The 15360-nt window shown below is 64.4% G+C and carries 13 protein-coding genes, 1 tRNA gene and 1 pseudogene; 8 read left to right on the forward strand and 7 right to left on the reverse strand.

The annotated features are described in order from the left end of the window. Positions 1-33 precede the first annotated feature (33 nt). Together pgm and MP11Mi_RS11510 are read left to right on the forward strand one after the other, a co-directional pair. Positions 34-1674, forward strand: coding sequence for a phosphoglucomutase (alpha-D-glucose-1,6-bisphosphate-dependent) (gene pgm, locus MP11Mi_RS11505; RefSeq protein ID WP_420039057.1), 1641 nt, complete (start codon positions 34-36; stop codon positions 1672-1674). A gap of 32 nt (positions 1675-1706) precedes the next feature. Further along, a complete protein-coding gene (locus MP11Mi_RS11510) occupies positions 1707-2432 on the forward strand; it encodes a DsbA family protein (RefSeq protein ID WP_420039058.1) in 726 nt (241 codons plus the stop codon). A 6-nt stretch (positions 2433-2438) separates the two neighbouring features. Here the strand turns inward: MP11Mi_RS11510 and MP11Mi_RS11515 are convergent, their stop codons facing one another. Then, positions 2439-4094: an FMN-binding glutamate synthase family protein gene (locus MP11Mi_RS11515; protein ID WP_420042076.1), complete on the reverse strand. Its 1656-nt coding sequence runs from the start codon at positions 4092-4094 to the stop codon at positions 2439-2441. 197 nt (positions 4095-4291) lie between these two features. Between MP11Mi_RS11515 and MP11Mi_RS11520 the strand changes: the two genes are divergently transcribed. Further along, positions 4292-4364, forward strand: a tRNA-Ala gene (locus MP11Mi_RS11520). A 117-nt stretch (positions 4365-4481) separates the two neighbouring features. Here the strand turns inward: MP11Mi_RS11520 and MP11Mi_RS11525 are convergent. The 4 genes from MP11Mi_RS11525 to MP11Mi_RS11540 all read right to left on the reverse strand — a co-directional run bounded on the left by MP11Mi_RS11525 (position 4482) and on the right by MP11Mi_RS11540 (position 7516). Further along, the gene (locus tag MP11Mi_RS11525) at positions 4482-5069 is read right to left on the reverse strand and encodes a hypothetical protein (RefSeq protein ID WP_420039059.1); all 588 of its coding nucleotides are present in this window, start codon (positions 5067-5069) and stop codon (positions 4482-4484) included. A gap of 71 nt (positions 5070-5140) precedes the next feature. Continuing rightward, positions 5141-5953 carry a hypothetical protein gene (locus MP11Mi_RS11530; RefSeq protein WP_420039060.1) on the reverse strand — a complete coding sequence of 271 codons (813 nt, stop codon included), beginning with the start codon at positions 5951-5953 and terminating at the stop codon, positions 5141-5143. A gap of 232 nt (positions 5954-6185) precedes the next feature. Next, positions 6186-7067, reverse strand: coding sequence for an HpcH/HpaI aldolase/citrate lyase family protein (locus MP11Mi_RS11535; protein WP_420039061.1), 882 nt, complete (start codon positions 7065-7067; stop codon positions 6186-6188). Further along, positions 7064-7516, reverse strand: a complete 453-nt coding sequence (locus MP11Mi_RS11540) for a MaoC family dehydratase (protein WP_420039062.1) — start codon at positions 7514-7516, stop codon at positions 7064-7066. Before MP11Mi_RS11540 ends, MP11Mi_RS11535 begins: the two co-directional genes overlap by 4 nt. 239 nt (positions 7517-7755) lie before the next feature. Here MP11Mi_RS11540 and MP11Mi_RS11545 point away from each other — a divergent pair, with 239 nt between their 5' ends. The 3 genes and pseudogenes from MP11Mi_RS11545 (at position 7756) to MP11Mi_RS11555 (ending at position 11223) form a co-directional block, all read left to right on the forward strand. Next, positions 7756-9450 carry an AMP-binding protein gene (locus MP11Mi_RS11545; protein WP_420042077.1) on the forward strand — a complete coding sequence of 565 codons (1695 nt, stop codon included), beginning with the start codon at positions 7756-7758 and terminating at the stop codon, positions 9448-9450. Between the two features lie 4 nt (positions 9451-9454). Then, a complete protein-coding gene (locus MP11Mi_RS11550; RefSeq protein ID WP_420039063.1) occupies positions 9455-10249 on the forward strand; it encodes a PaaI family thioesterase in 795 nt (264 codons plus the stop codon). Next, positions 10246-11223 (forward strand): annotated as a pseudogene (locus MP11Mi_RS11555) (quinone oxidoreductase family protein). The gene MP11Mi_RS11550 and the pseudogene MP11Mi_RS11555 overlap by 4 nt, the downstream one beginning before the upstream one ends. A gap of 33 nt (positions 11224-11256) precedes the next feature. Here MP11Mi_RS11555 and MP11Mi_RS11560 read toward each other — a convergent pair. Together MP11Mi_RS11560 and MP11Mi_RS11565 are read right to left on the reverse strand one after the other, a co-directional pair. Then, positions 11257-11664 carry a MaoC/PaaZ C-terminal domain-containing protein gene (locus tag MP11Mi_RS11560; protein WP_420039064.1) on the reverse strand — a complete coding sequence of 136 codons (408 nt, stop codon included), beginning with the start codon at positions 11662-11664 and terminating at the stop codon, positions 11257-11259. Then, on the reverse strand, positions 11664-12125 hold the full coding sequence (locus MP11Mi_RS11565; protein WP_420039065.1) for an FAS1-like dehydratase domain-containing protein: 462 nt from the start codon (positions 12123-12125) through the stop codon (positions 11664-11666). Before MP11Mi_RS11565 ends, MP11Mi_RS11560 begins: the two co-directional genes overlap by 1 nt. A gap of 67 nt (positions 12126-12192) precedes the next feature. On the opposite strand from MP11Mi_RS11565, the gene MP11Mi_RS11570 reads away from it, so the two are divergent. After that, positions 12193-13380 (forward strand): acyl-CoA dehydrogenase family protein, encoded by a 1188-nt coding sequence (locus MP11Mi_RS11570; protein ID WP_420039066.1) that lies wholly within the window; start codon positions 12193-12195, stop codon positions 13378-13380. Between the two features lie 12 nt (positions 13381-13392). Further along, positions 13393-15354: an AMP-binding protein gene (locus tag MP11Mi_RS11575; protein ID WP_420039067.1), complete on the forward strand. Its 1962-nt coding sequence runs from the start codon at positions 13393-13395 to the stop codon at positions 15352-15354. The last annotated feature ends 6 nt before the right edge of the window (positions 15355-15360 follow it).

Raw genomic sequence — 15360 nt, forward strand, 5'->3', positions numbered from 1 at the left:
CAATAGCCAAGTCGCGGTGGCAGAATCGTCCCCATGCCACACCCGAGAGCTGGAACCCCCGCCCGCGCCGACGACCTGATCGACGTCGTAGCCGTCGAGAATGCGTACTACGACCGCACTCCCGACGTTCAGGACCCGGGGCAGCGGGTGGTGTTTGGGACGTCGGGCCACCGCGGCTCCAGTGTGGCGGGGTCGTTCAATGAGGCACATGTTCTCGCGATGACGCAGGCCATCGTCGAGCATCGTCGGCGCGCCGGAATTGTGGGGCCGGTGTTCATCGGTTTCGACACGCACCTGCTGTCGAAACCGGCGTGGCGGTCGGCGATCGAGGTGCTCGTCGGCAACGGCGTCCCCGTGTTCACCGCCGTCGACGATGACTACACGCCGACGCCGGCGGTGAGCCGCGCGATCCTGCGTTTCAACAGTGAGAACCCCGGTGTCCAGGCCGATGGGATCGTGGTGACGCCGTCACACAATCCGCCTGCGGAGGGCGGGTTTAAATACAATCCGCCGAGCGGCGGCCCCGCCGACACTCCGATCACGACGCCGATCGCCGAGCGTGCCAACGAGATTCTCGCCGGCGGCCTGCGCGAGGTGCAGCGCGTCGGTTTCGAGGAGGCGAGAAGGTCCGACCTGGTGATCGACTACCCGTTTTCCGGGGAGTACGTGACCGCGTTGGGCGACGTCGTGAATCTCGCGGCGATCAGTGCGGCGGGCGTCGAGATCGGCGCCGACCCGCTGGGCGGCGCATCCGTGAACTATTGGTCGGAGATTAAAGACTTCTACCGACTGGACTCGATGACGGTAGTGAATCCGACGGTCGATCCGGCGTTCGGGTTCATGACGCTCGACACCGACGGCAAGATCCGGATGGACTGTTCGTCGCCGAACGCGATGGCGTCGCTGATTTCCCGCCGCGACGAATTCGATATCGCGACCGGCAACGACGCCGACGCCGACCGGCACGGCATCGTCACCGGTGATGCGGGTTTGATGAATCCGAACCACTATCTGGCGGTGGCGGTCGACTACTTGTTTTCACACCGGGACGGCTGGAACGTCGACGCGGCCGTCGGAAAGACGCTGGTGTCGTCGTCGTTGATCGATCGGGTGGTGGCCGGGCTCGGCCGCAATCTGATGGAGGTGCCGGTCGGCTTCAAGTATTTCGTCGACGGTCTGCTCGACGGATCTGTCGCGTTCGGCGGCGAAGAGAGCGCCGGAGCGTCGTTTTTGACGTTCGACGGTGCACCGTGGTCGACAGACAAGGATGGGATCATCATGGATCTCCTCGCGTCGGAGATCCTCGCGGTGACGGGCAAGACCCCGTCGGAGCGATACGCCGAACTGGCCGAGGCGTTCGGGGAGTCGGCGTATGCGCGCATCGACGCCCCCGCCAGCCGCGAGCAGAAGTCGCGGCTGGGTGCGTTGACTGCGAGCCGGGTGTCGGCGACAGAGTTGGCGGGGGAGTCGATCACGGCCATTCTGACCGAGGCTCCGGGGAATGGACGCGCGATCGGTGGTTTGAAGGTGACGACGCAGAACGCGTGGTTCGCGGCCCGCCCGTCCGGCACCGAGGACGTCTACAAGATCTACGCAGAGTCGTTCCTCGGCGCTGACCACCTCTCCCGCGTTCAAGAGCAGGCACAGTCTCTCGTCGACTCCGTCCTACGCTGACGCGCCACCAGCCCCCGGCTAGAGTCGAGTCCGTGGCCAAGAGCAGCGAACGCACCGACTCCAAGTACGAACCGCAGGCGACGTCGAGCATGACGTCGTACATCTTGATCGGCGTGGGTGTCCTGGTCGTCGTCGTTCTGGTGGTCGGCGGGTATTTGTGGCAGTCGAACAAGACGTATCCGCCGGTCGATGACAGGGTCCTCGCGGAGAACGCGTCGTTCATCGTCGGCGAGCGGACGGCGCCGGAGACCATCGACGTGTTTGAGGACTTCCATTGCCCGCACTGCAAAGAGTTCGAGGAGAGTTCGGGTGCCGCGGTCCAGGCCAAGGTCACCGAGGGGACGGTCCGCGTCCGCTACCACATGCTGAACTTCTTGGATGGCGAGTCGGACTCGGGTGACTTCTCGTCGCGCGGTGCGGCCGCAATCCTGTGCGTCGCACGTGATGACGGTCGTGACGCCTTCTGGAAGCTGCACTCGGCGTTGTTCGCTAACGCGGGCGACGACCCGTCGAACGCGGAGATCGCGAAGCTTGCCGCCGATGCGGGGGCCGGCCCGGCCGCGCAGAAATGCATCGCCGACGGCGGGCTGGTCGATGAGGCGCGATCGATGGCCGACGAGTCGAGCACTCAGCTCGCGAACTCGAATGATGGGAACGTCGCCACGCCGAGCGTGCTTTCCGCGGGCACCCAGGTCGACGGAATCATGGACGGTCCGGGTTGGCTCGACGAATTGATCGCGAACCCGCCGAAGTCATGAGGCCCTTCACACGGCGAGCGGTCCGTCGGTCGTCGTGATCGGCGGGGTGTAGCCGTCGGGTTCGCCTTCGAACATGGCGGAGATGACGAAGGCGTCGCTGCGTGAGCATTCCCAGTCTTCGCGCCACGACTCTGGCGGGGCGGTTAACAGTTCGCCGGGGGTGAGCCACTCGTAGAGTTCGACGTAAGTCTTCGATTCGTTTGGTCCGACGGTCCGCATCAACATTGACGCGTTGAGGTCGGCGAAGCTGTCGAGTCCCATCGAGGCGACGAGTTGTTTGGCGTTGTCGACGACGTTGCGTTGCAGGTTGTAGACGCGTTCGGTTTTGTCGGCGACGTCGAGTGCTCGCGCCCGCCGTGGGTCTTGGGTTGCGACGCCGACTGGGCATTTGTTGGTGTGGCAGGCCTGGGCTTGGATGCATCCGACGGCCATCATCATGGCGCGGGCGGCGAGGGTGAAGTCGGCGCCTTGGATGACGCGTTTGACGATGTCGACACCGTTGGTGACTTTGCCGGATGCGCCGATCCGGATCTGGCCGCGGAGGCCGGTGCCGACGAGAGCGTTGTGCACGGCCATCAGACCTTGCGTCAACGGCATGCCGACGTTGTCTTCGAATTCGACTGGGGCGGCGCCGGTGCCGCCTTCGGAGCCGTCGACGATGATGAAGTCGGGTGCGATCCCGGTCTTGTTGATCGCTTTGCAGATGCCGAGGAATTCGCTGCGCGAGCCGACGCACAGTTTGAAGCCGACGGGTTTGCCGTCGGACAGCTCACGCAGTTGTCCGATGAATTCGCACAGTCCTTCGGGGGTGTGGAATCGGTTGTGGGACGGTGGTGACACGACGGTCTTGCCTGCGGGCACCCCGCGCATCTGTGCGATCTCGGCGGTGACCTTCGGGCCGGGCATCACGCCGCCGAGACCGGGCTTCGCGCCCTGCGACAGTTTGATTGACACGCATTTGACGGAGGGCGCTTTCACCTTCTGCGCGAAGGTCTCCGGATCGAAGTGGCCGTCGCTGGTGCGGCAGCCGAAGTAGCCGGTGCCGATCTCCCAGATGAGGTCGCCGCCGGGTTGTAGGTGGTAGGGGCTCAGGCCGCCTTCGCCGGTGTCGTGGGCGAATCCACCGCGTGCCGCCCCGCCGTTGAGGGCGCGGATCGCATTGGCCGAGAGCGCGCCGAAGCTCATCGCGGAAACGTTGTAGAGCGCCATGTCGTACGGCTGGGTGCAGGCCGGCCCGCCGATGCGTACGCGCGGGATGCCTGCGGGGGCGGGTTTGGCGGCGATGGAGTGGCGGACGAATTCGGAGCCGATCTTGTTCACGTCGCGTTGGGTGCCGAACGGGTCGACGTCCTTGATGTCCTTGGCCCGCTCGTAGATGGTGCTGCGCGTGTTCCGGTCGAAGGGGGTGCCGTCGGTGTTCCGTTCGATGAAGTACTGCTGGATCTCCGGGCGGATCGATTCGAGGAGGAATCGGAAGTGTCCGAGAACCGGATAGTTCCGCAAGATGTTGTGTCGCCGCTGAATTAGGTCGTATGTACCGACGGCCGCGACCGCCGCGAGTGGGAGAGTCAGGAACAACCACCATGGGGAAATCCCGAACACGAGCGCCAGGGATGCGGCCGATACGACCCAGAGTGTCAATACTGCGAACCATCGGATCATGAGAACTAGACCTCCGTCGTCGTCGATCACGGATGGGGCGAGGACCGACCGTCCCACTCGCGGCCAGACTACGACCTTCCCGAGGTCAGGTGTTGTATAAGGCAACCCTGAAGTGAAACTGACCAGCGGATTTGGCCGCCGTTTACGCGGTGGGGTAGGTTAGCTAGCGCACCCGGAGACCGGGTACAACCGAATACGGGGCTATGGCGCAGCTGGTAGCGCACCACACTGGCAGTGTGGGGGTCAGGGGTTCGAGTCCCCTTAGCTCCACCCGAGAAGACCGCCCGCCACCTGCATGAACGCAGGGGTGGGCGGTCATTTTATATACGTACCGAGTGCCTAAGGTCTTGCCGCGGCGACTTCGATTCGAGATCCGGCGAGTGCGTTTCAGGTGCGTCTCAGGGCGGCGTTCATGCGTCGGTTGCAGACGGCAACCGCGAACAATCCGAGCATCGCTGCACCGACGCTCGATGCGACTGCGACGCCGGGGTGGAACCATGCGGGAAGGTCGGCGAACATATCGCCGCCGACGATGATGCCGCAAAGTAGGACCGGCGTCAGCATGATCCCGATGCACGTGACCGCCATGCTGAAGCCGGCCAAGAACCTCCACGCGCGAGCGCGCAATGCTCCCGGACCTTCGAAACGAGTCGGTTCCAGGGCTCTGCTCACCATCGGTGGCCACCCGACGACGAGCGCATCGTTGATGAAGTTTGGGTCGTGAGTGGTGTGACGGAAGCTGATGGTCTGTCCGATCAGGTCGCGACCGCTGCCGGGCATCGATATCGGGCACAAGACCTCCCGGTGGAGGATTCCATGACTCGGCACTTCGGCGTTGATGATGAGCATGTCAGCGCCCTGCACATCACTGCCGGGCCCTTCCTCGATCGCGTCGTCGATCACGCCGATGGCGAGATGCCCGTCGGCGAAATGTTCCTCGCTCGGTCGAGGGCGAGGGAGAGACGCAGGAGTCAACTCGTTAAGTGCGGCCTCCCAGACCCGCCGGGGGAGCGATGTACGTCCAGGAGCGCGTGAGGACCTACGACTCATACTCGGCTCCTATCGGTGTCGTCAGGCCATCCGTCGGCAGGCCGCGGGTGGTCAGGTGACTGGTGCTTGCGGTGGAGTTTGCGGCGAATCCTCCGCAGCTTCTTCTCTAGCGGCACCGTGGTGACGGTGATCTCTCGGCCATCGTCCACCGATGGGGTAATGAGCACCCACCGGTGGCCGGCGAAGTGGGCTGCGGTGTCCGACCCGGGGATCGTGCTGAGAAAGTACCCGTCGGCGGCATCGTCGCCGAACAGTTCGGCCGTGGCGATCGTGCCGCGATGGTGCAGAGCTCCCGAATCGAAGGCGACTTGCACAGCGTCGTCCGACAGCCAAGTATGTAGAGCCTGATAGAGCCTCGTCGCGCGCTCGTCGGTCACGCGGTGATCGATGGCGATGAACGTCGGCCAACTCCCGCCTTCACCGTCATCGGAGTCGAACGGGGACCGGTGGATTGTGTGCAACACACCGTGCTTGAAGATCCATTCGTTCTGCGCGTGCACATCCTTGATGAGGCTCAGGCGGAAAGCCAGCACACCGCTCGCGACGAGCAGCCATAGTCCAACACCGGTCCAAGCTATCCAGAAGTTCCACAGGTTCCCTGTGACGTCCTCGTCGAACAGATTGCCAGTCCAGCCGTCGCCCGGATGGACGAGTATTCCCCAGATCAGATAGCCGAGGACGGCGAGGGGCAGACACACCCAGAAGATCGGTGCGTAGATGAGTTCGGTCCGCCCGAGCCCATCCGGATCGTCCCAGCGGCCGACTTCGTCCGCCGACTCGGGCGAGGGCGCATCCCGCGGTCGGTCCAAGCGGGACGTGCAGGGCGAGGCCGTATTCGCCCAGATGGCGCCGAGATCGCCCGGTAACGGGACCGAAGGCGCCTCATGCCGCATGTCCTCGCCCTCCTGCCGGCTCCTGACGGGGGTACCAGCTACTTGCGACGACTGCGGACCCGCCGGATGAGTGCATTGTGCCATGAGTGTGCCCGGTCACAACTGTGTCAGTGCCGGCGAAGGTGTGGTCGAGCGGCCGGGCCAGGGCCTATTGTCTCGCAAGTGCCAGCGTGCGGCGGGCCGCCTTAAGGTGCGGCATATCCAGCATTCGTCCGTCGAGTGTCGCCACGCCAGCCTCGTCGGTGAACGCATCGACGACCCGCTGGGCGAAGTCGATCTCGTCAGGACTCGGGGTGAACGCCTCGTTGATGACGTCCACCTGAGCCGGATGAATTGCGATCCGGCCGCTGAATCCCTCGGCGCGTGCCTGTCGGGACGATTCCGCCAGTCCCGAGGTGTCACGGATGTCGACGTAGAGCGTCTCCACGGCCTCGACCGCCGCGGCATGGGCGGCCATGAGCATCATTGACCGAACTAGCTGATAGGTGGTTGCCCAGCGGCCGTCGGGGCCGAGATTGGTCGACGCGCCCAGTGCCGCACTGAGATCCTCGGCGCCCCAAGTCAACCCGTATAGCCGACTGATTCCGGCAGTAGCGAACTCACCAAGCCGAAAGGGTGCCGTCGCAGTCTCGGTCGCCACCGGCAACAGCTGAATCGACGCGTCGGCGAGCCCGTGTGCTGCCTCCAGGGCCTCGACATAGTGTGCGACGTGGTGAACGTGCTCGGGTCCGTCGATCTTTGGGATCATGATCCCGGCCGGCGCGGAGCCGACGATCGCGGCGAGATCAGCCAGGGCCTCACCAGAGTCAAGCGGATTGATACGCACCCACAGCTGCGGCAGTGCCGCGCGGTCCGCGTTGTCGTCCAGAAACGTCGACACCAGGTCGCGGGCTACCTGCTTTCTGCTTGAACTGACGGAGTCCTCGAGGTCGAGGACTATCGCGTCGGCGGTGGACCCGGCGACATTGCCGATCTTCTTCTCGCTATCGCCCGGGACGAAGAGGAACGACCGCAGTGGCCGGCGGCTCATTGAGGCTTCTTACGTTGCAGACCGGCCCGTTTGCACGAGGCCACTATGTCGCCGTGTTGGTTAAATGCCTTGTGCAAGAAGACCACAATGCCTTGATCTGGGCGCGAGTTCGACTCGCGAAGCTCCATTACCTCGGTGATCACGTGGACTGTGTCACCGTGGAAGAGCGGCTTGGGGAACCTCACCTCGTCCCAACCGAGGTTAGCTACTGCCGTACCGAGGGTGGTGTCTCCGACTGAGATCCCGACCATGAGCCCGAGCGTGAAGGCACTGTTCACCACTCGCTGCCCGAACTCGGTATCTTTCATGTACTCCTCATCTAGATGGAGCAATGCCGGATTATGCGTCATCGCAGTGAACAGCACATTGTCGGTCTCGGTCACCGTCCGTCTAATCGGATGCTCGAATACTTCACCGACGGTCAGTTCGTCGAACCACACACCTGCCATGGTCTGCCTCCTTATTCTGTGGTCAATGGTAGGACCATTTCATTGAATGGGTCAATTGTCACGGAGCCTCGGCGTGGCCCGACTGGCGGTCGGGTCTTGCTTGGGTGCCCCGGGGTGCCCCTGGGCGTCGCGGAATATCGGTGGAGATTGGTGTCGAAAGTGGGCGAGGGCTTGCTTCAATGGTCCAACCATTATATTCTCGGGACAATACTTTGGACGACTGTGAACGGATGATCCCCATGACCAGTGCACGAAAGCTCGGCCCCTACACTCCGGTGCAGATCGACCAGTTCTACGCTGACGGGGCGTGGGCGGACCTGAATTTCACCGAACTGCTGCGCTTGCAAGCTGAGGCCCGGCCCGACAAGGTCTTCATCACTGACGGCACCCATGCGCTCACCTATGCGGAGCTCTACGACACCGCCCAGCGACTGGCGGTCGGATTGCATCGGCGAGGCGTGGTCGCCGGTGACCGAGTAGCGGTGCAGCTGCCGAACTGGGCGGCGTTTGTGGTGGTGGCGGCGGCGCTGGCCCGGATCGGGGCAGTGATGGTGCCCATCATGCCGATCTACCGTAAGGACGAAGTCTCCCATGTGGTGTGGGACGCTGACGTTCGCATGGCGATCGCCCCCGCCGAGTTCAAAGGCTTCGACTACCTGTCGATGTTCGACGAGATCCGGCAGAATTCGCCGACTCTCACCGCCATCGTGGCGGTCCGGGCACCGGCAGGCCGACTGGACGCGCTCGCCGAGCAAGCGATCGACGTCCTCGAGGATCTCATCGTGCCTGCGGTCGCGCCGGAACAGGTCGACGCGGAACTCGACATCCGGCCTCAGCCCGATGACCCGTACGTCATCGTCTACACCTCCGGTACGACCTCGCGGCCCAAGGGGTGTCTGCACACTTTCAACACGTATGCGGCGGGGGCGCGCGCACTCGCGGTGACATTCGGTCACACTGAGTCGGACGTTCAGTTCGGCCCGTCGCCGGTAGCCCATACGACCGGCCTAGTCACCAGTGTTGTACTCCCATTGCTGGTCGGGGCCGCAACTCATGTGATGGCCGAGTGGAGCCCTGTGCGCGCATTAGCGGAGATCGAGCAGTTCGGGTGCACAGCCGCGGTGACGGCGACAACGTTCTTGCAGACCCTCTTAGCGGCCGCCGATGAACACCCGGAAGCGGACCTGTCGAGTCTGCGAATTTGGACCTGTGCGGGCTCGCCAATCCCGGCGGCCGTCGTCGAAAACGCGACCGCCAAACTGCCTGGCACCCGCGTGCTGTCCCAGTATGGCCGTAGCGAGAACCTCACGACCACTACCTGCACTGTCGACGATCCGCCAGAGCGCTCGGTCACCTCGGACGGTAGGTCGCTCATCGGCACCGAGGTGAAAATTGTCGGTCCCGACGGGGTAGAGGTGCCGCGCGGGACCGAAGGTGACATCGCGTACCGTGGTCCCTCCCACATGATCGAGTACCTCAACCAGCCCGCGGAGACCGGCGAACTCTATACCCGAGATGGTTTCTCGCGATCCGGTGATCTGGGTGTCATGGATGCCAAGGGATATGTGCGGGTCACGGGCCGGACGAAGGATATTGTCATCCGGGGCGGGATGAACATCAGTGTTCGCGAGGTAGAGGACAAACTTGCCGGGCACCCCGACCTTGTGGCCCTGGCAGTGGTCGGCATGCCCGATGCGAACCTCGGCGAGAAGGTCTGCTGCTATGTGGTGGCCAAGGAAGATGTTGCGGCGCCGACCGTTGAACAATTGCGTAACTATCTCACCGAGCGCGGCGTGGCGATCCAGAAGACTCCTGAGAAGGTTATCGCCGTCGACGAGCTACCGGTAACCGCGACCGGAAAGATTCAGAAGCACGTGCTGCGCAGGGACGTCGCGGAGCGACTCGGCCGGGACGTCGCAGCGAGGGCGCACTGACCAGATGGCCTCCCGTTCTTCGGAATTCATGGTCAGCGGTGCCGAGCGTCTGCTGCGTGTATCGGCATCGTCTGTAACCGCCGAGACCGGACAGTTTCAAGCAGAAGCCGGATCCTGGTTCGAGGATCCTGTGGTCGGAGTCTGCCGGGCTGCGCTTGGGGTCCTACTCGACGATGCCACCGGATACGTTGTCGCAAGCGGATCACCGGTCGACCAGCGACCGGTGAGCTTGAGTATTCGGCTCGATCTGCTCGCCGATCCGCCGAGGCGAGGCGCTCAGATGACGGCTGTCGGGCATCTGATGGATCGGGACAGTTCTGGTGCGACCACTTGTGGTGCGGTGCACAATGCGGACGGTCGCTTGCTCGGGCTGATCACGCACCGCTCGCACCTGCTCACCGTGCCGGAGGCCCCGCCGTACCCGAGCGACGGGATACCGTCGCCCGCGCCCGGAACCTCCCTACGCGAGGCTCTGGGAGTTCAGGAGAATGGTTGCGGTGCAATTGTGTTGCCGCCCAACCGGTACGCGGCCAATGGGATGGGCAACGTGCACGGCGGGGTACTCATTGCTGGCATGGAGTTCGCGGCAATGTCGGCACTAGGTGCCACCGGTGCGCTGCGCACCATCAGCATCGACACAGTGTTCGTACGGCCGTTGGACGCCGGTCGGACCACGACGTTTCGGACCACGGTGCGGCACCGTGGCCGATCCATGTCTGTGGTCGAGGTCGTCGCGATCGCTGAAACGGGCAAGTCCGGAGCGTTCGCGACTGTGATCGTGGGAGGGCCGCAGAATTGAAAGCGATCGTCATGCCGTCTTTTGGTGGTCCTGACGTGCTCCGAGTCGGCGAGCGCCCGGAGCCAGTCCACGAGGCCGGGTGGGTCGCCGTTGAACTGCGGGCCGCCGCACTCAACTGGCACGACGTCCTGGTACGTCGAGGGCGCTACGGCTCGATACTTCCGCACACGCCCGGTGCCGACGGGGCTGGGGTCCGAACCGACACTGGTGAGGATGTGGTCATCCTTCCCTCGCTGTTCTGAGGTAACCGCACTGACGCGCCGAGTCCGGAGTTCGAGATCCTCGGCGATCGCCGTCCGGGAACCTATGCCGAGCTGGTCACCGTTCCCGAGGAGTGTCTAGCACCGAAGCCTGTGGGCTATTCCTGGGAGGAGGCTGCCGCTCTTCCTCTCGTCGGCGTGACTGCGTACCGAGCACTGGTGACCCGAGCGCGCCTGACTGCCGGCGAGTCGCTGCTCATCGTCGGTGCGGGTGGCGGGGTGTCCACCATGGCGCTCGCGCTTGCACGCGCGGTGGGCGCGGAGGCTTTTGTGACCGCGTCGGACGAACCGAAACTCGCCCGCGCCCGCAGGGCTGGCGCGGTCGGCGGTGTCCTGCACGCGGACGACTCCTGGCCGGAACGGGCGACACAGATGTCGGTCGACGGTGCAGGATTCGACGTAGTGCTCGATCCAGTTGGATTGTGGGGCAAGTCGGTTCGAACTCTGCGGCCAGGAGGGCGGCTCGTAGTCCTCGGAGCTAACGTCTCCGAGCAAGCGCGTCTGGACGTCCGTTCCTTCTACTTCGGCCAGTACAGTCTGCTCGGCACCACTATGGGAGGGCCGGCAGATTTCCGCGGACTCCTCGATCTGGTCGACATTTCGAGCACCGCCGCGCCGGTGATCGCGGAGACCCACTCGCTCGGCGCGGCGCGGCGCGCCCACGAGCGTCTCGAGGCTGGTGGGCAGTTCGGCAAGATCGTCCTGTCCATTTGATCCGCAGGCCTCAAGCCACTCGTGGACTGTGAGCTACCGGGCGCCCCGGACAGTCGCAGTTCCGGAGACGATGGTTCGCCCGTCTGCAGTGGCCGTCAATTCGAGCTCGGCCGTGCCGGTCGAACCGTCGAATGCGATGACTGATCCAGCGAGCTCGAGTGTGTCTCCGACTCTCAGGGGACCGGCGAAGCGCACTGTGTACGACCTTAGATGTTCGACGTGGATCTGGTCTGTGAGGTAGGTGGCGAGCATCCCGGCCTGCATCTGTCCCATGGCGATTACATCGGGGAGCCCTGCTCGACGGGCGTAGTCGGCGTCGTGGTGCAGGGGGTTGAAATCACCGCTGGCACCGGCGTAGCGCACGATGTCGGTCTGGGTGATCGGGCCAATCCGGCGGAGCGGCAACTGCTGCCCGGCGGATAGGGAGATTGGATCTCGCATCAGGCGCCCCGCTCGATCAGGACCTCGCGCTGGGTCACTGCAGCCTGCCCGGCTGAGTCGACCCAGGCCGTCTCCAAGGTGACCAGGCGCATCAGGCCGCCCCGCTTGCCCCGCTTGCGTTCGTCGGACAGCACGCATCGGGTCCCGGTGAGTTGGTCGCCAGCGACCAACGGTCGCGCATAGTCCCACCTCACCGAGCCGACCACGATGCGCTTGATGTCCATGTCGAGAGCTCTGACGAACTCCTGCTGATTGCGGTGATGTCCGGCGACGACTACGTGGGTCGGGGTGGCGGCCACGGCGGTGAAGCCGGCCCTGATGGCCGTGTGCGGATCGGTGTGGACTGGGTCGCTGGCCTGGGTGGCGCGGGCGAATTCACCAATCTTGCCTGCTTCGACCTCGAAAGACACCACATCGAGTGTGTCGCCCGGGGCGAGTGGTGTGCCTGGTTTTGCATTCATTGCGAGCCTCCTAGTTTTATGGTCAGACCTAATGTACTCTTGGTCCATACGATGTGGGAGGTTCCTGATGGATCTGAATGATTCGCCGGAAGAGGCGCAGTTCCGTGCCCGTGTTCGAGACTGGTTGGAGCAGACCGTGCTGGCCCTGGACTGGCCGGAGCCGGTCCGGCTGGAGGACAAGCGAGAGTTCTGGTCGGGCTGGCAGCGCAAGCTCTTCGAGGGGGGATTCGCCGGACTGTCCTGGCCAGTTGAATACGGAGGTGCCGGAGCCGATGCGAAGCTGAAGGCGGTCTTCAACGAGGAGCTCGACCGCGCCGGTGCACCCGAACGGCTGAACATCATTGGTGAAGACTTCGCGGGACCCACGATTGTCGCGTTCGGTGGCGATGCGCAGAAGGAGCGCTACCTCGAGCCGATTCTGCGCGGCGATGAAATCTGGTGCCAGCTGTTCTCCGAGCCAGAGTCCGGCTCGGACCTGGCCTCTCTGCGCACCAAAGCAACCAAGGTCGATGGTGGCTGGCGGATCCAAGGTCAGAAGATCTGGACCTCGCGTGCCCAGATCGCCGACAACGCGATTCTGCTGGCACGCACTGGTGGTGGTGAACGTCATCGCGGCATCACCTATTTCTTGCTGCCGATGTCGGCCGACGGGATCACAGTCCGGCCGCTGGAACACATGCTCGGCGAGGCCGAGTTCAACGAGGTCTTCCTCGACGATGTATTCGTGCCCGACGAGGCAGTGGTTGGTGATGTCGACGACGGCTGGAAGGTCGCGATGGGCACGCTCGGTTTCGAGCGGGTCGGCATAGCCACCGGCCGGGTGAATACGACCCGGGCGGTCAATGATCTGGTGGCGCAGGTGCAGCGGAGCGTCGCCGAAGACGGCACTCCGCTCGCCATGAAACCTGGGGTGCGGCAGCGGATCGCTGATCTCTACGGACGCGCGCTGACCCATTACTTGATCGGTCAGCGGGTGGTCACCGGAGCCGCATCGGGCGAACCGCCGGGGCCGGTCACCTCTATCGGCAAGCTCTACTTCTGTCCGCTGGTCGAGGATATCGCTGACTTCGGCCTGGACATCGCCGACTTCGGCGGACAGTTCGGTCTGGTCCCCGACGCCGCGGCCGCCGACCCTGACCAGCAGCGGTGGCTGCGACTGGCTTACCAGGCTCGCGGCACTGCCATCGCCGGCGGCTCGACCTTCATCCAGCGCAACATCGTCGCCGAGCGCGTGCTTGGCATGCCCCGAAGCTGAGGAATGACACTTATGAGTGACTACGTGTGGCAGCCGACCCCGGCCTACCTTGAGAACGCGAACGTACTGCGCCTGGCGCGCGCCCACGGCATGAACTCGATCGGCGAGCTGCGTCGAAGGTCGGTCGAGGATGCGCCCTGGTACTGGGACGCTGCGATCCGTGATTTGGGTGTTCCGTTTGCCGTCGACTACGACCAGGTGCTCGACATCAGCGCGGGCATCGAGTTTCCGGAATGGTTCGTCGGCGGTCGTTTCAACATCGTCGACGCGTGTTTGACGCGCTGGCTCGACTCCGCCGCCGTTCGCCCGGCGATTGTCCACGAAGCTGAGGACCAGACCATCCGCACCCTCACGTTCGGCGAGCTCGCCGAGCAGGTGGCCAGGGTCGCGGCTGGCCTGGCCGAGCTCGGTGTGCGGGAGGGCGACGCGGTCGCCATCTACCTGCCGATGATCCCGGAAGCGGTCATCGCGTGCTATGCCGCAGCCGGGATCGGCGCCATTGTGGTGCCGCTGTTCTCTGGTTTCGCCGCCCCGGCGATTGCTTCGCGGCTCAATGACGCCGGAGTCAAGGTGGTCGTGGCCGCCGACGGCACAGTCCGCCGCGGCCGGACGGTCGCGATGGGTGACGAACTGGTCAAAGCACTGGGGTCGACCCCGTCGGTCGAGTCACTGATCGTCGTCGACAACCTAAGCACTGGCGATGGTGTCACCGTTCCCGACGCCAAGGTGCGCGTCACGGGCTGGCGATCCTTGATCGAATCCTGTTCGGGCGCCTACAATTTCACTCCGCTTCCGGCGATGCAACCACTAATGCTTGGGTACACCTCCGGTACTACAGGTAAACCCAAGGGGGCGGTGCACACCCACGCGGGCTTCGCCGTCAAGGTGGCAACCGAGGTGGCCTACTCGTTCGACATCGGCCCCGGTGATCGCTTCTGTTGGATCACCGACATGGGCTGGGTGATGGGGCCGCTGTCGGCATTCGGCGCTCACGCTAACGGTGCGACGCTGGTGCTGTATGAAGGTTCGCCGGACGTGCCGGACACCGGTCGGCTATGGGACCTTGTGCAGCGGCACCGGATTACTATGCTCGGCGTCTCGCCGACCTTGATCCGGGCGCTCAAGTCGACGTCTCTGACTCAGATCGCGGAACGCGATCTGAGTTCGGTGCACGTCCTGGGCTCGACCGGGGAACCGTGGGACCCGGACTCCTACGACTGGCTCGCGCGGGACGTCTTCGGCGGTCGGGTGCCGGTCATCAACTTCTCCGGCGGCACCGAGGTGGGCGGCTCTTTCCTGGCGCCCTACCCAGTTGAGCCGATTCCCAGTTGCTCGTTGGGCGGACCCTCTCTTGGTATGGCGGTCGACGTGGTCGACGACGCCGGGAAGCCGGTACGCGGTGAGATCGGCGAGCTGATCTGCCGACAGCCATGGCCTGCGATGACTCGCGGGATCTGGAGGGACCGGGAACGTTACCTGGAGTCCTATTGGACCACTTTCCCCGGCGTCTGGTGCCACGGCGACTACGCGCTGATCTCGGACGGCCAGTGGTACATCATGGGTCGCTCCGACGACGTGATGAACGTGGCAGGCAAGCGGGTTGCGCCTGCTGAGATCGAGTCGGTGCTGACCAGCCATCCCGCGGTCGCCGAGGCCGCGGCAGTTGGCATCCCCGACGAGCAGAAGGGCGAGAAGGTCTGGGCCTTCTGGGTGCCCCGGCCGGGCGCCGATACCACCGGTGTTTCGGCGGACTTGCGTCGGCTGGTGGCCGACGGCGTAGGTAAGCCTTTTGCTCCGGCCCAGGTATGGCTCGTAGAGGAACTACCTAAGACCCGCTCGGCCAAGATCTTGCGCCGTGCGGTGCGTGCGGCGGCGACGGGGGCGGATCCCGGTGATCTGTCCGGAGCTGAGAACCCCGGCGCAGTATCCGCGATCCGCGCCGCGGTCGCGGCCGGTGCCGTGGATGCGAATTGAGGAGAC

Source organism: Gordonia abscondita (assembly GCF_032711245.1).
Lineage (GTDB): Bacteria > Actinomycetota > Actinomycetes > Mycobacteriales > Mycobacteriaceae > Gordonia.